The sequence below is a fragment of the Vibrio alfacsensis genome, from assembly GCF_019670485.1.
Taxonomy (GTDB): Bacteria; Pseudomonadota; Gammaproteobacteria; order Enterobacterales; family Vibrionaceae; genus Vibrio; species Vibrio alfacsensis.
Genome location: NZ_AP024165.1, coordinates 2726814 through 2750438, shown reverse-complemented (window position 1 = coordinate 2750438; position 23625 = coordinate 2726814). Strand labels below are relative to the sequence as shown.

Annotated in this window: 19 protein-coding genes; all 19 read left to right on the top strand. The window is 45.0% G+C overall.

Annotated elements, in window-relative coordinates; genetic code table 11:
* Positions 1-3: 3 nt before the first annotated feature.
* Complete coding sequence (mshL, locus tag VA249_RS12680; RefSeq protein ID WP_221068193.1) at positions 4-1635, top strand: pilus (MSHA type) biogenesis protein MshL; 1632 nt, start codon at positions 4-6, stop codon at positions 1633-1635.
* Between the two features lie 44 nt (positions 1636-1679).
* Positions 1680-2525, top strand: coding sequence for an ExeA family protein (locus tag VA249_RS12675; RefSeq protein WP_221068192.1), 846 nt, complete (start codon positions 1680-1682; stop codon positions 2523-2525).
* Positions 2510-3688, top strand: coding sequence for a tetratricopeptide repeat protein (locus VA249_RS12670; protein WP_221068191.1), 1179 nt, complete (start codon positions 2510-2512; stop codon positions 3686-3688). Before VA249_RS12675 ends, VA249_RS12670 begins: the two co-directional genes overlap by 16 nt.
* Positions 3685-5409 (top strand): MSHA fimbrial ATPase MshE, encoded by a 1725-nt coding sequence (locus tag VA249_RS12665; protein ID WP_221068190.1) that lies wholly within the window; start codon positions 3685-3687, stop codon positions 5407-5409. Before VA249_RS12670 ends, VA249_RS12665 begins: the two co-directional genes overlap by 4 nt.
* Before the next feature lie 8 nt (positions 5410-5417).
* Positions 5418-6641, top strand: a complete 1224-nt coding sequence (locus VA249_RS12660; protein ID WP_221068189.1) for a type II secretion system F family protein — start codon at positions 5418-5420, stop codon at positions 6639-6641.
* Positions 6642-6644: 3 nt separating this feature from the next.
* Positions 6645-7106, top strand: a complete 462-nt coding sequence (locus VA249_RS12655; protein ID WP_221068188.1) for an MSHA biogenesis protein MshF — start codon at positions 6645-6647, stop codon at positions 7104-7106.
* Between the two features lie 184 nt (positions 7107-7290).
* Positions 7291-7755 (top strand): type II secretion system protein, encoded by a 465-nt coding sequence (locus tag VA249_RS12650; RefSeq protein ID WP_221068187.1) that lies wholly within the window; start codon positions 7291-7293, stop codon positions 7753-7755.
* A gap of 73 nt (positions 7756-7828) precedes the next feature.
* Positions 7829-8062, top strand: coding sequence for an MSHA biogenesis protein MshA (locus VA249_RS12645; RefSeq protein WP_221068186.1), 234 nt, complete (start codon positions 7829-7831; stop codon positions 8060-8062).
* Positions 8063-8177: 115 nt separating this feature from the next.
* On the top strand, positions 8178-8663 hold the full coding sequence (locus VA249_RS12640) for a type II secretion system protein (protein ID WP_221068185.1): 486 nt from the start codon (positions 8178-8180) through the stop codon (positions 8661-8663).
* A gap of 50 nt (positions 8664-8713) precedes the next feature.
* A complete protein-coding gene (locus tag VA249_RS12635; protein WP_221069950.1) occupies positions 8714-9310 on the top strand; it encodes a prepilin-type N-terminal cleavage/methylation domain-containing protein in 597 nt (198 codons plus the stop codon).
* Complete coding sequence (locus VA249_RS12630) at positions 9310-10056, top strand: PilW family protein (RefSeq protein WP_221068184.1); 747 nt, start codon at positions 9310-9312, stop codon at positions 10054-10056. Before VA249_RS12635 ends, VA249_RS12630 begins: the two co-directional genes overlap by 1 nt.
* The gene (locus VA249_RS12625; protein ID WP_221068183.1) at positions 10046-10489 is read left to right on the top strand and encodes an MSHA biogenesis protein MshP; all 444 of its coding nucleotides are present in this window, start codon (positions 10046-10048) and stop codon (positions 10487-10489) included. Before VA249_RS12630 ends, VA249_RS12625 begins: the two co-directional genes overlap by 11 nt.
* Positions 10489-14934 carry a DUF6701 domain-containing protein gene (locus VA249_RS12620; RefSeq protein ID WP_221068182.1) on the top strand — a complete coding sequence of 1482 codons (4446 nt, stop codon included), beginning with the start codon at positions 10489-10491 and terminating at the stop codon, positions 14932-14934. The genes VA249_RS12625 and VA249_RS12620 overlap by 1 nt, the downstream gene beginning before the upstream one ends.
* A gap of 152 nt (positions 14935-15086) precedes the next feature.
* Positions 15087-16130, top strand: a complete 1044-nt coding sequence (locus VA249_RS12615) for a rod shape-determining protein (RefSeq protein ID WP_099080126.1) — start codon at positions 15087-15089, stop codon at positions 16128-16130.
* 143 nt (positions 16131-16273) lie between these two features.
* Complete coding sequence (mreC, locus tag VA249_RS12610) at positions 16274-17164, top strand: rod shape-determining protein MreC (RefSeq protein ID WP_128810065.1); 891 nt, start codon at positions 16274-16276, stop codon at positions 17162-17164.
* Positions 17154-17642 carry a rod shape-determining protein MreD gene (gene mreD, locus VA249_RS12605; RefSeq protein WP_128810066.1) on the top strand — a complete coding sequence of 163 codons (489 nt, stop codon included), beginning with the start codon at positions 17154-17156 and terminating at the stop codon, positions 17640-17642. Before mreC ends, mreD begins: the two co-directional genes overlap by 11 nt.
* A 4-nt stretch (positions 17643-17646) precedes the next feature.
* The gene (locus VA249_RS12600; protein ID WP_128810067.1) at positions 17647-18216 is read left to right on the top strand and encodes a Maf family protein; all 570 of its coding nucleotides are present in this window, start codon (positions 17647-17649) and stop codon (positions 18214-18216) included.
* An 18-nt stretch (positions 18217-18234) separates the two neighbouring features.
* Positions 18235-19704 (top strand): ribonuclease G, encoded by a 1470-nt coding sequence (gene rng / locus VA249_RS12595; protein ID WP_128810068.1) that lies wholly within the window; start codon positions 18235-18237, stop codon positions 19702-19704.
* Between the two features lie 11 nt (positions 19705-19715).
* Positions 19716-23594: a YhdP family protein gene (locus VA249_RS12590; protein WP_221068181.1), complete on the top strand. Its 3879-nt coding sequence runs from the start codon at positions 19716-19718 to the stop codon at positions 23592-23594.
* Positions 23595-23625 lie beyond the last annotated feature (31 nt).

The following is a 23625-nucleotide window of genomic DNA, read 5'->3' as shown; positions in this document are numbered from 1 at the left end:
GATATGCGCAAATTAGTTGTAGGAATAACAATTGCTTCTTTAATGGGGTGTTCAATGGGCCACCGTGACCCAGTTGAAGTGAAGCAAGCTCTTAATGAATCTATTAATGAAGCAAACAGTCGAGCACTTGAAGAGATCCCATCTTCCGTCGAAGCCGATCTAATGCCAAACCTTGATACCAATGTCACTTCAGAGCAAGGAATGCTGAAGCGTTTTCGTATTCAAGCTAATGCGGTTGATGCGCGCAGTTTCTTTGCCTCTTTGGTGAAAGGTACAGAGTACAGCGTTGCTATTCACCCTGCGGTACAAGGCAACATCACGGTTAACCTTTCTGACGTAACCTTGGATGAAGTATTACGCGTCGTGCAAGACATGTATGGCTATGATGTTGTCCAAACGGGCAAAGTGATTCAGGTGTACCCAGCGGGTATGCGCACGGTCACCATCCCAGTTGATTACCTTCAATTCAAACGTTCAGGTCGCTCTTTGACAAGTATCGTAACTGGTTCGGTAACGTCGGCAGGTAAATCAAGCTCTGGTGGTAGCTCGGATGATTCTGACTCTTCAAGCTCGAATTCGGATGATAGCTCTACGACCTCGACTGGTGGCACACGTATTGAGACCATTACCGAAAGTGACTTTTGGCCTTTGCTGCAACAATCGGTGGCAGATCTCATTGGCTCAGGCAAAGGTCAAAGTGTGGTTGTGACCCCACAAGCTGGGGTGATCACAGTGCGAGCATTCCCTGATGAAATTCGTGAAGTTCGTGAGTTCTTAGGCGTTTCTCAAGAACGAATGCAGCGTCAAGTGATTCTTGAAGCGAAGATCTTAGAAGTGACCTTGAGTGATGGTTATCAGCAAGGTATCAATTGGTCGGATATGACGGCTTCGATTGGTAACTCTGGCAGTGTTGTTGTGGAGCGTGCAGCAAGCGCATTGCCGCCATTAGACGCGATCGGTTCTCTATTGGGTGGGCAAACCAATGTAACGATTTCTGATGGTAACTTTGAAGCGGTTTTGAGCTTTATGTCGACACAAGGTGACTTGAATGTCCTTTCAAGCCCTCGTATTACCGCGGCCAACAATCAAAAATCAGTGATCAAAGTCGGTACGGATGAATACTTCGTGACTGAACTTTCGAGCAATGCCGGTAATGGTGAAAACTCCAATGCGGTACCTGAAGTGGAATTGACGCCGTTTTTCTCTGGTATCTCTCTCGATGTAACCCCGCAAATTGATGATAAGGGAAATGTCTTCCTTCACGTCCATCCAGCGGTTATTGAGGTTCAAGAAGAAGTAAAACAATTGAACCTAGGTGGCGAATTCCAAAACATTCAACTTCCTTTGGCAAAAAGCTCTATCCGTGAATCAGACTCTGTCATTCGAGCAAAAGATGGTGACGTGGTTGTGATTGGTGGCTTGATGAAGCAGCAAAACCGCGAATTGGTTTCTAAGGTACCATTTCTTGGTGACGTACCAGCGCTAGGGCATCTGTTCCGCAATGTGAACAATGTGACGGAAAAAACCGAACTGGTGATTTTGCTTAAACCGACCGTTGTTGGTGTTAACTCATGGCAGAAAGAGCTAGAACGCTCACGTGATTTACTGCAAGAGTGGTTCCCTGACGCACAATAACGCGGACGGGAGTTGTATCATCATCTTGGTGTTTTAAACCGTATATGTATTTATCGCATTTTGGGTTCCGAGTTCAGCCTTTCTCATTGACCCCAAATACAGAGATGTTTTTGGGGTTGGTGCCGCACTATGAAGCCATTCAGACCATACTTGCTGCTGTGCAGATGGGAGAGGGCGTGATTAAAGTGACGGGGGAAGTCGGCACGGGTAAAACCATGGTGTGCCGTAAGCTTATTGAGCAAATTGAATCCCAAGTTGAGCTTGTCTACCTACCAAACCCTGTTCTTAGCGGCGAGCAATTACAGTTTGCCGTCGCAAGGGAGTTGGGTATTCAAGAAGACGATCCTTTACGTATTGTGTCGTTGATACAGGAACGTTTGATTGAGGTGCACAGTAGCGGGAAAAAAACAGTGCTGATTGTTGATGAAGCTCAAGCGCTATCAGAGCAAGCGTTAGAAACACTACGTCTGTTTGGCAATTTAGAAACAGAGCAGCATAAGTTGATTCAATTGGTGTTGTTTGGTCAACCTGAGCTCGATGAGCGTTTGGCAACACATGAACTCAGACAGTTTCGTCAACGCATTACCTTCAATTGCCATCTTCGTCCTCTCTCTTTGGATGAGGGGGTGGCTTATATCAACAACCGGTTGGATAAAGCGGGAAATGGCGCTCATATATTGACGATTGAGCAGAAAAAAGCGATTTGGCGTTCAGCAATGGGGATACCTCGGCTGATTAATCAAATCAGTCATAAAGCATTACTTTCTGCATTTAACGATCGCTGCACCCTTTTAAAAAATCATCACGTTTATGTGGCCATGCATGACACCTTTGATGCCCGTAAACCTAAGTTTAAGACCCCTGTATTTTGGGGATGGAGTCAGTCTTGAGTGCGATTAATAAAGCATTATCAGAACTTGCTGAAAAAGATGCACCATCTGCTTTAACTAAAGCAGAAGTACCAAGCGTCACAAAGACTAAACCTTGGCTGTGGCTAGTTGCTGGTTTTTCATTGAGCTTAGCCGTTGGTGGGTGGGCTGTATCACAGTCGCCATCCTACGCAAAGCAAGATGGGTTGTCTTTACCGAACCTAGCCGATAACACGCTAGATTCGTCATCTAAGCCTGTTCACCAAACGGCAGGAGTTACACATTCACCGACGAGTAAAGTCACCCCTGATCTTGATGAAGTGGTGTACACCAAACCACTAGAAAGAGCGCATCAAGTTTCTGAAACGGTGGTGGTTAAGCCTCAAGAGCAAGCTCAATCTCAGGTGAGAGCTCAACCTAAATCGCATACCCCGTCTCAAGCTGAGCGTGGTGTGCTGACAAACGATGTTCAAACACCTGCTGTTTCTGTACCGAACGCGGTGCAAAAGCCGGTGCTATTGGCACAAGTCAATTATGAGCCCAAATCATTGCCTGCCATGGTGCAGGAAAGCTCGATGCGAATAGAGCAAGTTGAGCTTTCTCACCAGCAACTTGCCGAAAAAGCGTTAATACGCGCAGATAAGGCCATGGATGCCAATGACATGAAAGGTGCGTTATCTGCGTTTAATGAAGCACTGCGTTATCAGCCAACGAATGTTGAAGCTCGCCAAAAACTGGCGGCGTTATATTTTGGTAAAGGCGACACGCGTGAAGCGTACGATATTCTACAAGCGGGTATTAATTTAGATGTGAATAACCAAGTGTTGCGTCTTGCGCTGTCTAAGTTGTTGGTGAAAGCCAATCAACCCGAAGCCGCACTGAGCCCACTTGTGCACCTCCCACCAATGCCAAGTCGCGATTATTTAGCAATGCGAGCGGCGTTAGCGCAGAAGCAAAAACAGAACGATATTGCGTTAGAAAGTTACCAGTTACTCACTCAACGAGAGCCTGAAAATGCACGCTGGTGGTTGGGGCTTGGGATTCAGCAAGAACGAGCAATCGAATTCAAATCGGCAATGGCTTCCTACCAGCAAGCGCTGGGTAAAGTCGGTATTTCAAATCAATCACAGGCGTTCATTCGCGATCGCTTAAAACTCTTACAACAACTGGAGAGTGCACAATGAAAATTCAGTTGAGAAAACGCTTAGGCGATCTCTTGGTCGAAGAAAATATTGTTTCGGAAGATCAAGTTCAGCAGGCCTTATCTGCTCAGAGAAATACAGGTCAGAAGCTTGGCGATGCGTTGATTGATCTCGGCTTTATTACCGAAAAGCAGATGCTGGAGTTTTTATCTCAGCAGTTAGGTTTGCCGCTGATTGATTTAAGCCGAGCGCCTGTTGATCCTGACGCGGTGCCACTGCTGCCTGAAGTGCATGCGCGTCGTCTGCGTGCGTTAGTTGTCGCTCAAAATGGCGATACCTTGCGAGTGGCGATGAGTGATCCTGCGGATCTGTTTACCCAAGAGTCGTTGATGAACTTGCTTGGGCAATATGATCTGGAATTTATCATTGCGCCGGAGCGTCAGCTAATCGAAAGCTTCGACCGTTATTACCGAAGAACGCAAGAAATCGCATCGTTTGCTGAGCAGTTGCAAGCAGAGCACCAAGATTCTGAACGGTTTGAATATGGCATCGATGAGGGTGACAGTGAAGATGTCACCGTTGTTAAGCTAGTCAACTCCATGTTTGAAGATGCGGTGCAAGTTGGCGCTTCCGATATTCATATTGAGCCGGACGATAAAGTGCTGCGTTTACGTCAACGTATTGATGGCGTACTGCAAGAAACCTTGCTTAACGAGGTGAATATTGCCTCTGCATTGGTGTTGCGCTTAAAGCTAATGGCGCATCTCGACATTTCTGAAAAACGTTTACCGCAAGATGGTCGCTTTAATATCAAAGTGCGTGGTCAGTCGATAGATATCCGTATGTCAACGCTGCCAACGCAATATGGCGAATCTGTGGTTATGCGTTTGCTAAACCAGTCGTCAGGGTTAAGACGGTTAGAAGATTCTGGTCTGCCGTCTGAGCTACTGGCGCGTTTGCGTCATCAACTTGCTCGCCCTCATGGCATGATCCTCGTTACAGGGCCAACAGGTTCGGGCAAAACCACAACGCTTTATGGTGCCTTGAGTGAGCTTAATGAGCCAGGCAAAAAGATCATCACAGCCGAAGATCCGGTTGAGTATCGCTTACCTCGCATTACCCAAGTACAGATCAACAGTAAGATTGATCTGACGTTTTCTCGCGTGTTGCGTACTTTCTTACGTCAGGACCCGGACATCATCCTTATCGGTGAGATGCGAGATCAAGAAACGGTTGAAATCGGCTTACGAGCCGCGCTGACAGGTCACTTAGTATTGAGCACATTGCACACGAACGATGCAATCGACAGTGCACTGCGCATGATTGATATGGGGGCGCCGGGTTACTTGGTCGCAAGTGCGGTGCGTGCGGTGGTTGCTCAGCGTCTAGTTCGCCGTGTGTGTCCAGACTGCAAAACCACAGATGTGCTTGATGCGCCTCGTCAGCACTGGCTAGCAGAGCGATTCCCAAATCAGGTGGGCACAACATTCCATCGAGGCCTTGGCTGCCAAAACTGTAATATGACGGGGTACCGAGGTCGAATCGGTGTATTCGAAATCTTAGAGCTTGAACAAGAAATGATGGATAAGTTGCGTGCTAACGATGCGGTTGGTTTTGCGCAAGTCGCTCGTCGTTCGCCAAACTATAAGCCACTGCTTGCCTCGGCAATGGAGCTCGCTCTGCAAGGTACCGTCAGCCTTGATGAAGTGATGGCACTGGGAGAGGGTGATGCCTCTGGTCAAGCTGAACCGATCTTAATATAGGTAAGTGAATGCCAACTTTTCGTTACCAAGGCCGCTCTCTAGACGGTAAAGCAACCAGTGGTAAAGTGGATGCTGTCAATGCAGAAGCCGCAGCAGAAGCATTGATGAACAAGGGGATTATCCCGCTCAACATTCGCTTAGAAAAAGAAGCCATGAAGAACAAAGTGAGCTTAGCTAAGCTCCTTGTTCCGGCGATCCCATTGGAAGCGATCATTCTATTCTCACGTCAATTGTTTAGCTTGACCAAAGCGGGCGTGCCGTTGCTTCGCTCTATGCGCGGACTTTTACAGAACTGTGAGAATAAGCAGCTAAAAGACGCGCTAGAAGACGTGGTATCTGAATTAAGTAATGGTCGAGGCTTATCTTCTGCGATGCAGCCACATACCAAAGTATTCAGCCCGTTATTTGTCTCAATGATCAACGTCGGTGAGAACACGGGTCGTCTCGATCAAGCGTTGCTGCAATTGGCCAACTATTACGAACAAGAGCTCGAAACGCGCAAACGCATCAAAGCGGCGATGCGCTACCCGACGTTTGTGATCGTGTTCATCACCATTGCGATGTTTATCCTGAATATCTTAGTGATCCCTGAGTTCGCTTCTATGTTCTCGCGTTTTGGTGTGGACTTGCCATTGCCAACCCGGATCTTGATTGGGACGTCAAACTTCTTTGTTCACTACTGGGGATTGTTGATTGCCGCGATTGTCGGAGCATTTTTTGTTTTTAAAGCTTGGGTCGCAACGGCAGACGGGCAAGAGGCGTTTGATAAATTTCGTTTACGCTTGCCAATTGTCGGGGGCATTGTAAACCGAGCGCAGTTATCGCGTTTTGCACGCACGTTCTCATTGATGCTCAAATCTGGTGTGCCACTTAACCAGTCATTAGCGTTGGCGGGGGAAGCGCTTGGCAACAAGTTTCTTGAAAACCGCATTTTAGAAATGAAAGCCTCGATTGAAGCGGGCAGCACCATCTCTGTCACGGCGATCAACAGTAAAATCTTTACGCCGTTGGTCATTCAAATGATCGCGGTGGGGGAAGAAACCGGTCGTATTGATGAGCTCTTGCTTGAGGTGTCGGATTTTTATGACCGCGAGGTGGATTACGATCTCAAAACCCTGACCGCTAGAATAGAACCATTACTTTTGGTCATTGTTGCCGGTATGGTAATGGTGTTGGCTCTGGGTATATTCTTGCCGATGTGGGGCATGTTGGACATCATCAAAGGCGGTTAAAACATGGTTGAAAACCCAAGGAGGGCAACGGCCATTCTCGGTGGTTTGGTGGTGATGATCGTGCTGATGGCTTTTGTGCAGAATCTAAAGCCTATCGAACAAGAGGCGAGTTTATCTGGCAGCAAAATGGCGAAAGCTTGGATGCGCGCCAGTATTCAGCGTTATCAGCAAGCTTGGCTTGTCAGTGGGGAGCCTAACGTCTTGATGATGGACGGCTTTACGCTGCACATGACCGATGAGGGGTTGGTGTCGCCATTTACATCCGGTGGGGAGCTGGATTGTGACTATTGGTTGGCGGTGCATTACCCACAACGCAAGATTATGGCGAGCGAGTTGTTGAAAATTCGTGGCGTAGTTAAAAGTAATAATTATATGTGTGATTATACTTACGCAAATGGTTATAAAGTTGTAGTTATATCGAGTGGTAACCAGTTGAAATTGAGTGTCGAAAACTCGGCGGAGTGAATTATTTGACACCTTAGTACTACAAATGGTTCATAAAGTCGGTATAATGCAAACATTTCCATAAGAAAAAAGTTGTAACATGACGTAAATGTGTCACGTTGGCTTTTATTATGGCTTCAAATAACAGGGTCATGTGACCAAAATTTTGCAGTCACTCTGCATGCTTACATAGAGAGAAAAAACAATGAAAAGACAAGGTGGTTTTACCCTTATCGAATTGGTAGTGGTTATTGTGATCCTAGGCATTCTAGCGGTGACGGCTGCTCCACGTTTCTTAGGTTTACAAGATGATGCGCGTAATTCTACGCTCGAAGGTCTTTCTGGTGCAATTCAAAGTGCATCTAGTATTGTTTATGGTAAAGCTGCAATTAAAGGGATTGAATCAACTAGTGGTGCGGTAAGTACTGGTGTTGGTACGGCATCTATCAATACCATTTTCGGTTACCCAGAAGCAACAAGTGGTGCTATTGCAGGTATTATTACAGGTATTACTGAGGGTGATTTCGTTTATAAAAATGGTGGCGGTACGGCAGCCGGCGATACAATTAAGTTTGGTCTAGAAAACTACAATGAAAAGTGTGTGAGTTACACTGCGGCTGAAGAGAATAAAGTAGCAAAAACAGAAGTAACGGACTGCACTACTAACTAAACAGAAAATTTTCTAAAGGCCAGCCAGTCTGGCCTTTTCTTTCCCAATTCTGGTTAATCTCGGAATACTTAATATGCGTAAATCCTCCGGTTTGAGCTCTGTTGAGTTCGTTGTTGTTTTAATTCTCCTCGGTGTGGTTGGCTATGTGGTATTACCAAGATTTATCAGCTTTGAAGCAGAAACCTATGAAGCGAAGTGGGAGCAAACCAAGCAAACCGCAGAGCATGTTTCTGAATCGTTGAGCAACAAGAAAACCTACGATCGCATCGAGAAAGAGCTAGATGAAGCCAAAGGTGACAATAACTAGCCACAACGCGAGACGTATACCGCTCACACTTCATGTAAAAATGTGATAACTCTATCATTACTCTAATAATTTCATCTTATACTTAATTTGCTTGTTCTGGACCTAAGGTTGGGTTATGAAAAATCGCAGCTCTGCATTTGGGTTTACGCTGATGGAGTTGATCTTAGTGATCGTTCTGCTCTCTATTCTTTCGCTTTATGCAGCGAGCCGTTTTGTGGGCACTGCCAGCATCTCCGCTTATGCACTTCAAGAACAAGCCATTTCCGTGATCCGCCAAGTGCAAGTCAATCGCATGCAATCGAATGTTGATGATGAAGACACCAACTTTATTCTCGAAGTTTCTAGCTCCTGTATTGGCTCTAAAGCCGCATGTGACATGAACAAGACTCAGCGTGAATCTCGCAGTGATTATGTGGCTGACCCACAAGCGGTATTTGAATTAAGTGGTGGTACTTCGCCGATAAAATTTAATTTATTAGGTAACCCTTTAGGTTCTGCTTCTGCCGGAGTCTCTATCCTGATCCGAGATAAAAATGGCGGTAGCCGCTGCCGTGTAGATATCAACAGTCAAGGGTATGTGTCAGAGGGGGAGTGCTCATGACGTGTCTAAACATGAAGCGCTTAATCCTGAAACGCTTAAGCAATAAAAGGCTGAAGAACCAAGGCGGCATGACCTTGATTGAAATGGTGATCGCCATTGTTTTGATGGGCATTGCCATGATTGCCTATACCTCCTTTCTTGTTCCGCAGTTGCGCGATTCTGCAACGCCTCACTATCAAACTCGCGCTGCTGCCTTAGCGCAAAGTTTTATGTCGCAAATATTGGCGCGGGGTTTTGATGAAAACAGCGACTTTGATGGTGGCGTGATTCGCTGTGGAGAGGGGCCAACTGGTGCGAGACAACAGAGTTGTACTGAGCCTGATGATTTAGGTGAAGACAGCGGAGAAAATCGACCAAGTGATTTTAATGACGTTGATGATTACATCGGCTGTTGGAGTACGCCTACAACGGTCAATAAGTGTCAGGGAAAAGAGCGCGGTAACATCAGTGATATTTTGGGTGAAGACAGTGGTGACAGTTACAAGAACTTTAGGGTTGAGGTGAAAGTCGCTTATTACGATATTACGACAAACAACTCTGCACCTACCAAGTCTACGAGTATCACGCCTTACAAAAAGGTGACGATAACCATTTACTCGAGCAATACTCAGCCACTATCGCTTACCGCTTTTAGAGGAAACTACTGATGAAAATGCGGGGTTTTACTTTAATAGAGATGATTGCCACGATTGTGATTGGTAGCATCATGATGCTTGGTATCGCGGGGTATGTGAAGCTGGGGATGAAAGGTTATGCGGATTCTATCGACCGCCAGCGAATTCAAACTCAAGCGCAGTTTGTATTAGAAAAAATGTCGCGTGAGATTCGCCATGCGGTACCAAATAGCTTCCATGTACCAGAAGATGTACGAGAGGATGTAAGTTGCTTGGAGTTTGTGCCGATTGAGTATTCAGGGTTTTACACACTAACAAATAACGATTTGGAATTTTTATTGGGTAATGACGCCACGTTAAACCGAATGCCCGCTGACGCTTGGATGGTTATTAACCCAAGTCGTTACGAAGATCTACAACCTTCCTCTTCACAAAGTTTAGATGTTGGTGGTCTGGTCAAAACCGGTGATGTCTTTGTTGTCAGTGGAGCTGCCAGTACGATTGGGAGCTCTTCTATTTCGAGCCGTCATTACGTTTATTTAAATGGCTCGCAGATCGAGTATTGCTTTGATGGCAACAGAGTGATGCGCAATGGTGTGCCTGTGGCGGATAGTGTGGATACTACTTCGACAGGACCTGACGGTAAAAAGCTTAGTGCAATGCATTATTCCGAACCAACGCTCCAACGCGGCGGCTTAGTTCATATCAATTTGGAATTTGTTCAAGACGGTGAGCGCAGTGTTTACCAACAAGACGTGCAGGTACTCAATGTTCCATAGAAGAAAGCCACAAGGCAATGTCTTAATCATCGTGTTGTTTGTCATTATCGTGATGGGCTTTTTGGCAGCTTCATTAATGCGCGTAAATTGGTCCAACCAAAGCACACTCACACGTGAATTTTTAGGAACTAAAGCGTGGTTTATCGCCCAATCTGCCAATGAGTGGGCGCTTACTCAGCTTTATCCATTAGGTGATATAGAGCCTAATGTCGCTGATTTATGCTCCGATACTGTGAGCGGCGCTACGCCTAATATGGCGGTAGGCACAGGTTGCGAGTTAAAAACGATGACATGTTCAAAAATAGGTACCTTTAATAAAGATGCTTCAGATGCGGTATCTCTCTTTAAGGTGCAAGCCAGAGCAACTTGTGGCTCCGGGGTGACAAAAGTTCAGCGCCAACAAGAGATTTGGGTTAGGGAGTATTATCAATAATGAAAAAGTTATTCAAAGTCATAGTTCTAATGCTGTTCATGAATATGTCTAGCTTGGTGTATGCGAAAAAGCCATCGCCTGGAACATGTGAAATTCATGGTAATACAAAGTTTTCAGTTGGTTTTACTGTTATAGGAAGTAATGCGTTTCAAGCTGTGTATTTTGAGCACAACGGAAATCATCCCGAGGAGGTGGCTTGGTATACACAACGTAAGAAAGGTGACACTTCTAATGAGATATACCACTTTAATGAACAGGACCTTACAAATGGTCAAGTCTATGAAATACAGATTTTTCATGATGCTAAGAACAACAGTTTATCCAAATATTATCGGCGTATTCAGGGGCAGTCAGATTGGCAACTCATTGCTTCGATGAACAAGGATATGAAAAACGGCAAATTGAGCATTCATACAGAGGGAGCTGGTATTTCTGACGTATCTTGTGACTCGGATGCGACCGAACCACCAATTATTGAACCAGAAGATCCTATTAACAGCTCTCCTGACTTCGAATTTGGCACAGTAGATCGTGATACTTGTAGCATGAAACAAGGTAAGTATACCTGTACGATTAATTTCGAAAACTCATATGATGCGAGTAAGCCTAAACCGTTAGTGTTTGTAATGCCGACAATTGATGCGAGTTTATCGAAAAAATCACCGCGAACGACGGAGTATCCGTCGAGCATTTCCGTTGTCAATACCAGTTATTCCTCAGCCACTATCGTTCAGGAGTTTGCTCCGCATCAAAAAGCAGATTCAAACGTTACTTTTTTGGGTAAGAATAATATTGCCGTTCAAAAAGAGTTGGCTAACGTTGATTACTTCATTATCGAGCCTGGTGTTCTAGAGTTGAATAATGGCTCAAAAATTGTCGCAGGCACAATTGATACCAATGTTGCCGCGTCAGCAAAATCGAATGAAAGAAATAATGGGGTAACCATCGATTTTTCTGACTTTGGTTTAAGCAGTTTTGATAAAAAACCGGGTGTATTAGTTCAGTCTCAGACGAGAAACAATGATCGACCGTCAGATTGGTTTACTGCTCTTGCTCGGGATGTTACGGAAGATAAAGCTAAAATCTCGCTCGAGACCTCAGAGGTTTACAGCAACTTGCGTAAAAAGGAAACGCTCGCTTTTGTGGCAGGTCAAGGCTCTGGCTATATTAATGGCCGTAAGTTTTGGTTAGGAGATGGTACAACCAAATACACATTGAATACGAAAGATCCTGTCATTGATCCTGTGATTGATGGATGTGCTGTATATACCCCTTTCCCTGACACGACTAATTTTGATGCGCCTCCTATTTTGGTTGCAAACAAAAACTCACGTCGTGGCCCAAATGGTGGTTGGTTGCGCCGTTGTGAAGTTACTAAGGACTCTGCCGCTTTTATTATCGAAGAAGACATGCAGAAAGATAGAGAGAGGGGCCATAAGGATGAAGACGTGGGCTGGTTTATGTTTGAGAAAGCTAATCCAAACCCAATCTGTGATGCTTTTAGTAATGCTCCGGTACAAACTTGGAAGCGTGAAAGGCCAGAAGATGGACCTAATGGCACCTTGTTCCTATCAAATCAATCGAAAATATTAGGGGCTCCAATACTGACAGTTGATGGAGACCGAATACGTGTTGTTGGTTTCCGTCCAGGTAGTATTTCTGGCCAAAATAGAACGAATGCATGTGATGGCTTTGAGTGTCATGGTGATGATGGCTTGTTAGTAGGCAAAGAAGCTCTAGAAGACTTTCCGGTTACAACTACCTGGAGTAATGCAACCATTGGTGCGAATCAAAAGGTCACATATCAAAATGGGAAGCGTGTTAAAAACCTAAATGTTGATGGAGAGTTGACATTAGAAGCCGGTCAGTATTGGTTTGATACGGTTAAGATTAATACAGGTGGTAAGCTTTTAGTTAAAGAAGGTACTGAAGTTACGATAAATACTAAAGCGGTCGCATTAGCGAATAAATCGTTCATGGGAATGGATGTTAACCTCAACCCGTTGAGTACAATTAACGGAAATATGCGTGTGAACGTTTACGACCTTCCTATTAGCACCACAACCCTCTATGATAGAGTTGATATTGCCAATCATTCTGAGTTTGTGGGATTGATATACAGTGAAAAGAAAGTTTATTTAAGTAACCATAGTACTGTTTATGGTGCTGTGACTGCCGTTGATATAGACATGAACAATCATACTACGGTACACGCAGCAACATCGTGTTTACCCTCTTTAGATGATTACGAATTCAACATGTCACCAAAAACACAGTTTGCTTTGATGTGTGGAGATGACAAGCCTGAATTTACAATTGAGACTAAGAATAAAGGTGAGCCAGAAAGTACCTGGATTGATGTTGAGATGCTCCCTGTCAACATGGCTAGTAACTTTACGGTTACCGTTGCAAATAATACCGGTACAGGTTCTTATCCTCGTTTTAGAACCAGTGTGAATGACGATAATAGAGGACAGTTAGACCTTGTTGTCACAGTAAAGAACACTGCACAAGTCGATTTGAATCAAACATTCTCACTTAAAGCTACAATGGTTGAGGATGACAATCAGACTCAAACAACAACATTTAAGTATGTGCCATTTAAATTTGCAGTCGATGACATAAGTGTTGTTGCTGGAAAAAGCTATAAGCTTGATACCAAAGTTCTCGCTTGTCATGGTGATGAGCAAACGGTGGTGAAAAGCTATACAGGCTTGCCAGTTGTCACTCTAGATTTAGAGGCTCCGTCCAGTGGGCGTAATGATGATAATTTGTTGACCTATGCTCCTGAGTTTTTGAGCTTAGAAAAAGGTGTGTCAAATGATGACTTCAAATTGATGGAATCTGGGCAATACACAATCAAGCTTGAAGATGCGAACTTTACTTGTGACCCTCAATATTCGGATAAGTGTCCAATATCTTCAGGCGGAGATGTAGAGAGCCAAGCGAAAACATCGGTTCTAAATGGTTCATTTACCGTTCAATCGCGACCTTGGAAAATTGCAGCATGCGATATTGTTGCAAAGAACGACGGAAAATTGAACCCAGAAACCCAAGACACTGATAGCGGCTTTATTCCATCTGGAGAGAGCTTTAGTGTGACATACAAACCAGTTGTGCATAGCGACTCGAAAGGTCAGGCAAGTGATCTTTGTAACTATCCAGTGACTCAAAACTTCTTCTCAGATGACTCTCTCTCAGGTGAAAGTGCTAAAGCACAATTTGATACTGAATTCTCTGTTGCTTATCCATCCTCAACAGACAGCGATATCTCGAATCTAGGAGATAAACAGCAATTAGAATTTAACAAAGATAATGCTAAGTCAGGTCTGACGGTGGAATATGCTTGGAATGAAGTAGGCTCATTGGACTTGAAAACATCAGGAACGTACTTCCAAAAATCGTTGACGGACAATCACGTCACTATCGGTCGTTTTTATCCTAAATATTTCCAAGTGACAGGTAGCAACTGGACTTACCCTGACGCTCAAAGCTTCGCTTATATGGGGCAGCCTTTTGATGGTGTTTCTTATTCGGTTGAGGCCTTGAACTCGAATGAAGATTCACTCAAAAACTATGCGTTGTTCGAGTCTGCGAATCAAGCCATGTTTAATATTGATGAGTTAGATGCATTGGCTGGGAGATTTGATGCTCCTAGCTCAGAGGGAAGCTGGGGATTATCTGATAATACGAAGAGTCTCGGATCTTTCACTATAGGTGGTAATTCGCTTTGTGGTGCTGATTCTTCGAATCGCTCGGTTGGTAGTGCATGCTTTATTAAAGATTTTACCAAGATAAACGATGCAAAAGGTTATGCCGATGGTCCTTATAATCAGGGAGCGGATGTGACGAAAATTGGCTTGGTATTTGCGGGTAATAGTCAGGATCCGGTTTCTTTCTTGAATGTAGATAAAGCTAACGACTCGCGTTTAATTATACAGCCTAAGATTCGCTTTGGTCGCGTTAACTTATCTGATGCTGGCGAGAAGCAAGGCAAAGACACGGTGATACATATTCCACTTCGTATTGAATACTGGGATGGTAAACGTTTCACTCTCAACTTAGATGACAGCCAAACGGATGTTGCAGGTCTCAAATCTCCGAAACCTGAGTATGAAGACAAAACGATTTGGTCTGATAAGAAAAATCAGAGTGGAGAGTATGAAGCTGTCGATGTGGCACTGAGTGCTGGCGGTAAAGTGATCGCGGGTCGTTCTCGCTCAATTGAAGCTAGAGAATCTGAATCTAACCGTCAACAAAGTCGTGTTTGGCTAAACCTTGATCCGAGTGGAAATGATCTACCTTGGCTCAAATACAAGTGGAACAAAGTAGAAAGTGAGGAAGAAATCGGAGAAGAAAACCCATCATCGGTGATCACGTTTGGTATTCATCGTGGCAATGATCGCGTGATTTATCGTGGTGAACCAGGTTTAACCGCACAGTAACAAACGCCGGTTTCTTGCGTTAAGTAAGGAAACTGCAAGAAATTGAGGCTTTCTGCTCATGTTTGTGTACCAATGCCTTGCTGTGACAGCGAGGCATTGGTACATTTAGGACAATTTTTGTCTTCTAAATTTTTGCAGGATGAGCGAAGAATATGTTTAAAAAACTTCGTGGCATGTTTTCTAACGACCTATCTATCGATTTAGGTACTGCCAACACTCTAATTTACGTAAAAGGCCAAGGTATTGTCCTTGATGAGCCTTCAGTCGTTGCTATTCGTCAAGACCGTGCAGGTTCTGCAAAAAGCGTTGCTGCTGTAGGCCATGCAGCAAAACAGATGCTTGGTCGTACGCCGGGTAACATCTCAGCTATCCGTCCAATGAAAGACGGTGTTATCGCTGATTTCTACGTAACTGAAAAAATGCTTCAGCACTTCATCAAGCAAGTGCACGATAACAGCATCCTTAAACCAAGCCCTCGCGTACTGGTTTGTGTTCCTTGTGGTTCTACTCAAGTTGAGCGTCGTGCTATTCGTGAATCAGCACTGGGTGCGGGTGCACGTGAAGTTTACCTAATTGACGAGCCAATGGCGGCGGCAATCGGTGCTGGTCTACGCGTCTCTGAACCTACAGGTTCAATGGTGGTTGATATCGGTGGTGGTACAACTGAAGTGGCAGTTATCTCACTAAACGGTGTGGTTTACTCGTCTTCTGTACGTATCGGTGGTGACCGTTTTGATGAATCAGTGATCAACTACGTTCGTCGTAACTACGGTAGCTTGATTGGTGAAGCGACTGCTGAAAAGATCAAACATGAGATCGGTTCTGCATACCCAGGTGATGAAGTTCGTGAAATCGAAGTTCGTGGTCGTAACCTTGCTGAGGGTGTGCCGCGTAGCTTTAGCCTAAACTCAAATGAAATCCTAGAAGCGCTGCAAGAGCCGCTATCTGGTATCGTATCTGCAGTGATGGTTGCACTAGAACAGTGTCCGCCAGAGCTCGCTTCTGATATCTCTGAAAACGGCATGGTATTAACTGGTGGTGGTGCACTACTAAAAGATCTAGACCGTCTTCTAATGGAAGAAACGGGCATTCCAGTGGTTATCGCTGAAGATCCACTAACGTGTGTGGCTCGTGGTGGTGGTAAAGCTCTAGAAATGATCGACATGCACGGTGGCGATCTATTCTCTGAAGAATAAAGTGTTCGGTGAAGCTCAGTGCGGGCTTCACCATCATTTCTGCTCTCTCTGTAATTTCAATCTGCTCCATACCTAGAATCTTGTGATTTCTCAGGTTGCCAAGTAAGGCTCAATATCATGGTAGCAATCAGGTCAAAAACAAGATGAAACCGATTTTTGGCAGAGGCCCATCTCTGCAATTGCGTCTGTTTTTTGCTGTCATCGTGTCGGCGAGCTTGATGCTGGCTGATAACCGTCTAGATACGTTCTCTAACGTTCGATACCTACTTAATAGTATGGTCGCTCCAATACAATACGCGGCAAATCTACCTCGTAGCATGTTCGATGGAATGTTCGAGAGTTTAAATACTCGTCAGTCGCTGATAGATGGCAACCGCAGTTTGAAGCGTGAAGTGCTTCGTCTGAAGAGCGAACTGATTTTGCTCGATCAATATAAAGAAGAAAACCAGCGTTTACGTAAATTGCTTGGATCCTCATTTGTCCGCGATGAGAAGAAAGTCGTGACAGAAGTAATGGCGGTAGATACGTCTCCATATCGCCACCAAGTTGTCATCGACAAAGGACAAATTGACGGGGTGTACGTCGGTCAACCCGTTATTAATGAAAAAGGTATCGTAGGTCAGGTCACTTTTGTTGCGGCACATAATGCTCGCGTGCTCCTGCTGACCGATGCAAAGAATGCGATTCCTGTACAAGTAATCCGCAATGATATTCGCGTGATTGCTTCTGGTAATGGTGAGGTCGATGAGATCCAATTGGAACACATCCCAACCAGTACGGATATTCAAGTTGGCGATCTATTAGTTACGTCAGGTCTTGGCGGGATTTATCCTGAAGGGTATCCGGTTGCGAATGTGACGTCAGTTGCTCACGATCCACGTCAGGAGTTTGCTGCAATCAAGGCTGAGCCAGTCGTGGAGTTTGACCGTTTGAGGTATTTGCTGTTGATCTGGCCGAATGAAGATCGTCAGCACAAAGTATTGCAATCCAGTGTGGAAGAAAGTGCTAAGCAAGAGGTGACAAATGGCCAATAGTGTAGTGCGTAGCCGAGTGGTCATTGGTGTCAGCTTTTTTGTTGCTCTTGTACTTCAAACAATCCCTTGGCCGGGCGTATTAGATCTTCTTCGTCCATCATGGCTATTTTTGGTCACATGTTACTGGGTGCTTGCATTGCCCCATCGTGTGAACGTAGGTACTGCATTAGTGCTCGGGCTACTCTGGGATATTTTGATTGGCTCGACCTTAGGGATCAGAGGCATGATGATGTCGATCGTTGTCTACTTGGTGGCACTGAACTTCCTGGTGATCCGTAACATGGCACTGTGGCAACAATCTATCTTGATTGCCTTTTTTACCGTGGTATTGGAGCTTCTTATATTCTGTGGGGAATATTTGAACCAGGATGTAGTATTTAATCCATTATCTCTGTGGACTGCAGTAATAAACTGTATACTTTGGCCATGGATGTTTTTACTTATGCGACGTGTACGTCGCGCTTGGCACGTAAGGTAGCGTTGTGAAAAAGGGCTTATCCCTCGTTCTCGCATCGGGTTCTCCGAGAAGAAAAGAGCTGCTTGCTCAACTAGGTTATGATTTTGACGTTGTGCTTCCTGACATTGAAGAAGCTAAGCAAGATCACGAGCAAGCACAAGACTATGTTCTGCGTCTTTCTCTGGAAAAAGCTCAGGCAGGCTTAGCGATGGCTAAGCCTGATTCTGTTGTATTGGGCTCAGATACTGTCGTGGTATGTGAAAACCAAGTATTAGAAAAACCAAAAAGTTTTGAAGATTCAAAACGTATGCTCAACAACTTATCAGGTCGTCAACATCAAGTAATGACCGCAGTGAGCGTCGTATCAAAAGAACAACAACACTCAGTGGTCGTGATCACTGACGTGTGGTTCAAAACACTGACCGAAGAAGAAATCGAACAATATTGGCAGTCAGGAGAACCATGCGATAAAGCTGGAAGTTATGGAATTCAAGGGCTCGGGGGGCGTTTCGTCACCCGAATAGAAGGCAGTTACCATGCCGTAGTAGGCTTACCTTTGTTCGAAACCGATCAGCTAATTCAAGAATTTTTATAATTGTTTTGAGGTGTGCACATGAGTGCAGAATTGCTGCTTAACGTGACCCCGAGTGAAACTCGCGTGGCCATGATTGAAGGTGGAGTACTACAAGAAGTTCATATTGAACGTGAAGCCCGTCGAGGCATTGTGGGCAATATTTATAAAGGCAAAGTCAGTCGCGTATTGCCAGGTATGCAAGCGGCGTTTGTTGATATTGGCCTAGATAAAGCGGCGTTTTTGCATGCGTCAGATATCGTTCCACATACCGAGTGTGTCGCAGAGAACGAAAAGCAGCAATTTCAGGTTCGTGATATTTCTGAATTGGTTCGCCAAGGCCAAGACATTGTTGTGCAAGTCGTTAAAGATCCTCTCGGTACGAAAGGTGCCCGTCTAACCACTGATATTACATTGCCATCGCGCTACTTGGTGTTTATGCCAGGGGCGAGTCATGTTGGTGTTTCTCAGCGTATTGAAAGTGAGCGTGAGCGTGAGCGTCTTAAGAAAGTGGTTAACCATTACTGCGACGAGCACGGTGGTTTTATCATTCGCACGGCTGCGGAAGGCGCTGACGAGAAAGAACTTTCACAAGATGCGGCATTTTTGAAACGTCTATGGCAAAAAGTCATGGAACGTCGTTCAAAATATAAAACGCGTTCGACACTTTATGGTGAGCTTGGTTTAGCGCAGCGTATATTGCGTGATTTTGTTGGCACTGAGCTGGACAAAATCATGGTCGATTCTCGTCTGGAGTATGAAAACCTTAAAGAGTTTACTTCTGAATATGTGCCAGAGCTGACAGACAAGCTTGAGCTGTATGAGGGCGATAAACCTATTTTTGATATGTACGATACAGAGAACGAAATCCAACGTTCCTTGGAGCGTAAGGTCGAGCTCAAATCGGGCGGTTACCTAATCATCGATCAGACCGAAGCGATGACGACCGTTGATATCAATACTGGGGCGTTTGTTGGCCGTCGTAACCTTGAGGAGACGATCTTCAATACTAACGTTGAAGCGACACAGGCGATTGCACGACAACTTCGTTTGCGCAACCTTGGCGGGATAATCATCATTGATTTTATCGACATGGCGTCAGAAGAACATCGCAAGCGTGTATTAGTTTCGCTTGAGGCGGCTTTATCTAAAGATCGCGTGAAAACCAACATCAACGGCTTTACCCAATTGGGCCTCGTTGAAATGACACGTAAACGCACGCGAGAAAGCATTGAACATATTCTCTGTTCGAGTTGTCCAACATGCGAAGGGCGTGGCAGCGTGAAGACAGTCGAAACCGTCTGCTACGAAATCTTACGTGAAATCACTCGAGTAAACCGTGCTTATGATGCCGACAAGTTTGTCGTTTACGCATCCCCATTTGTTGCTGAAACTTTGTTGGGCGACGAATCACATGCACTGGCTGAACTTGAAGTATTTATTGGTAAACAAGTTCGTATTCAAGCTGAGCCTCTGTATATTCAGGAGCAGTTTGACGTCGTAATGATGTAATTGGAAAATTTGTGAATTCTGGTTTTAACCGTTTCGGGCGTTACTGCGCGTGGCTATTGGTTTCGGTATTGGTTTTTCTTGCCATCATCGTGACAACCTTGCGCGTTGCTCTCCCACAACTTAACCACTTCCAAGATGAAATTCAAACCTGGGTCAAGCAAGGCTCAGGTTTTGACTTTTCTATTACCAGCGTTGCTGGCTCTTGGCGTAATAGCCACCCATCTATTGCTCTACAAGGTTTAGAAGCCAATCTACCCAATAACCCGGAAGCGCGTTTTGCCGTTGATGAAATTCACATCGAGTTCGATTTAATTCAATCTTTGTTGCAGTTTAAACCGGTTATTGCTGATTTAACGATTGGTGATTTGGCGTTAGATATCCGCTCTCTGGATTTGTTACCTCGCGGGGAATCCTCTCCTCAAGCTTCAAGTAGTGCACGAAGCGAAAGTAAGCTAATTGATCAGCTTGACTCGCTACTGTTACGTCAGTTTGAGGATTTTACGATCACGGATTCCCGTGTTTGGTATAAATCGGTTTCGGGGGAAACTCGCCGTTTAGATATCGCCCAGTTGCGATGGAGTAACCGTGGTAAACACCACTTAGCAGAGGGCACAGTCAGCATCGCTGATGCGAGTCTCAATGCGTTGTTGGTAAGCGCTAACTTTAGAGACTACGGGTCATTATTGGATATTTCTGGCGAATTTTATGTTAGCGCTCAAGATGTATCCGTCACCCCTTGGTTGACGACTTATGTACAAGATGCATCTGGAATTGAATCGGGACGTGTCAGTTTAAATACATGGCTCACCTTGGAGCATAGTCAGCCTCACTACGCTTACGTTGAGCTAAAACCCTCAGAGCTTGTGTGGAATGAAAATGGCCAGCATGAGTTATTGTTGGAATCGGGCATTTTTAAGCTATCGCCAGATAAGCAGGGCTGGAAAGTAAATGGTCACTCACTCAAAATTCGCACGGATGATCGCCCATGGCCAGAATTAGACATCGCATTTGATTGGCAGCCAGACGGTTGGTTACTTAACCTGTCTCAACTGGATATTGAAGCGCTAACACCGCTTGTCAAATTGGCGCCAAAGTCTGAGCCCATCAGTGATTTGCTTAATAAGCTTGCGGCCAAAGGGCGAGTGGAAGACATCCGTTTATCCATGAATGGTGGTTTAGACACGCTGAAATATTCGGCTGAGCTTGATCAGCTCGGTCTAACGCAATGGGAATTGCTGCCGGGCTTTAATCATGTACAAGGCTCGGTGTTTGGCGATCTCAAGCAAGCCAAAGCAAAGGTCACCGTCATTGATGATGTTTTCCCATATGGTGATGTGTTTCAAGCGCCACTGAATGTAAAGCAAGCGGAAGTCGATATTATTTGGCAGCAAGACGAAAGCGGTTGGCGTTTATGGTCAGACAAAGTCACGGCTGCTACGCCTGATCTGCAAGTGCTTGGTGCATTTCGTTTGGATTTCCCCAAAGATCAAAGCCCATTTCTGTCATTTTATGCCGAAGCTGATCTTTACAATGCTGGTGAAACATGGCGCTACCTACCAACGCCAGCGTTAGGACAAGATCTTACCGATTACCTTTCGACTGCAATTCAAGGCGGGAAAGTTAACACTGCGAAACTGCTTTGGTATGGCGAATTAGGTGATTTTCCGTATAAAGAACATAACGGAATGTTCCAAGCTTGGGTGGGTTTGAAGAACGCGAAGTTTAGTTTTGATACCGCGTGGCCGACGATTACTGATCTTCAACTTGATTTATTGTTCGAAAACGATGCGATGTATTTGGATTCTAAATCAGCAACGTTGAACGGTGTGAAAGCGAAACGCATTACAGGGCGCATTCCTGAACTGGCAGAGAATGGTCACATCGAAATAGAAGCCAAGGCGAGTGCGCCAGGTAATGAAGTTCGTGACTACATGATGGCGACGCCATTGGTGGACTCTGTTGGTGCGGCATTGACGGCTTTACAAGTCAGCGGGCCGGTGTATTCAGAGTTTCAGCTCAATATTCCTTTCGATACCGATAAAGACTCAAGAGCATGGGGTTATGCGGATCTAAAGGAGAATCGTGTCGATATTGAAGCGCCGCCGATGACATTAGAAAAGGCTACCGGACGTATAGAGTTTGATAACGATGTCGTGACAACATCGGGTTTGTCTGCGGTTTTGCTAAATCAGCCTATTTCTTTGGATTTTCGTGGTGAAAATGCAGAGCAAGGCTATAACGTGGCAATCAATACTCTGGGTGATTGGTCGGTTGACCCGCTTAAACCTTATTTAGGTGAGCGTTGGTTAAGCTTAGTCTCGGGGCATGCTCCATGGCAAATGGATATTGATTTACAGCTCAATGATGTCGGTTTTACGTATCAACTTGGTGTGCTTGCACAGTTAAATCAACTGATAAGCCAATACCCATACCCGTTGAATAAACAACGAGGGGAAGCGGGTCAAGCAAGATTACAGGCATCAGGTAATCAAGAAAGTATCTCTGCACGTTTGCAAATCCCGAATGCGAAGTATCAAGCAGAAATTGATATCACGGGAGATGTGCCTGTTTTGACGGCAACAAATCTCGTTGTCGGCGAGGGTGGGTTTAAGATCAGCCCGATAGTGGGTCACGATGCCTCGATTCAGTTGGACTCATTAAGCCTTGATAATTGGGCGGGGTTAGGTCACGTGCCCGTCAGTGATGCGCCGTCCGTGTTGGCAAATATGAAAACGCCGACAATCCCATTACCAACTCGTGTGGGCATGGATGTAAAAACACTTCAAGTCGCGGGCATTGATTTTCATGATGTGGATTTAACCGCTCGTAAAAAGCATTTGAGTTGGCTCTTGGATGTCAACAGTCAAGAGTTGAAAGGCAATGCCACGTACCTTAAGCCTTATGATTTGTCGGTCTCATTGGAACACTTGCATTTATACATTCCGGGGTTTGATGAAATTACCGATGAAAGAAACTCTTTGTTTGCCAGTGAGGATCAAGCGGCGCCCTTGATCTCCGATTTGGATCGAAAGCTACACCAAGAGATACCAAATTTAACGTTGAATATCGATGACTTTTGGCTCCAAGGTTATAAGGTCGGTAAGGTCAATGTTGACCTTTCACGGCAAGACAACCGCTTGGCGTGGAACAATGTCACGTTTAGCAGTGGTCAGAGTAAGGTGGAAATGAATGGTTGGTGGGAGCTAAATAAAGATCGCAGTCATTCGAATCTGACTATCAAATTACAAGGCGAGAACAACAGTGACCTGATGGAACGCTTTGGTATTACTTCAGGTATTCAGCGTGCGCCATTTGAGATTAGTGCAAATCTTGATTGGGATGGCGCTCCGTGGTCGATGAAGACTCAAAGTTTGCAAGGTGACGTCTCTACCGAATTTGGTAAAGGCGTGATCACCGAAGTTAGTGGTGCCGCACGCTTATTGGGGTTGTTTAGTTTAGATTCCATTATCCGCAAGATGCAGCTCGACTTTACGGATGTGTTTGACAAAGGTATGGCGTTTAATTCAATCACTGGTACGGGCAAAATTCAGGATGGCATTTTTGTTACTAATGATATCGTGATGGATGCGTTGGCGGGTGAAATGCAAATCCGAGGCATGGCTGATATTAATCGTCGCCTTGTGGACGCAGAAGTGAAGTTTACGCCAGATATTACCTCGGGCTTACCAATGTTGACCGCTTTTGCGGTAGCACCTCAAACGGCATTATATGTGCTGGCAATATCAACAGTGATTTCACCCGTTGTCGAAGTCTTTACTCAGGTAAACTATGAAGTGAAAGGACCGCTGGATTCACCAACGGTAAAAGAGATGTCACGTAGCAAGGGCGAGTACAAATTGCCAGAAAAACTGCGTAAACAAGCGAAGTAATCATTCGTCTTTACTTATGGATGAGCGTAAA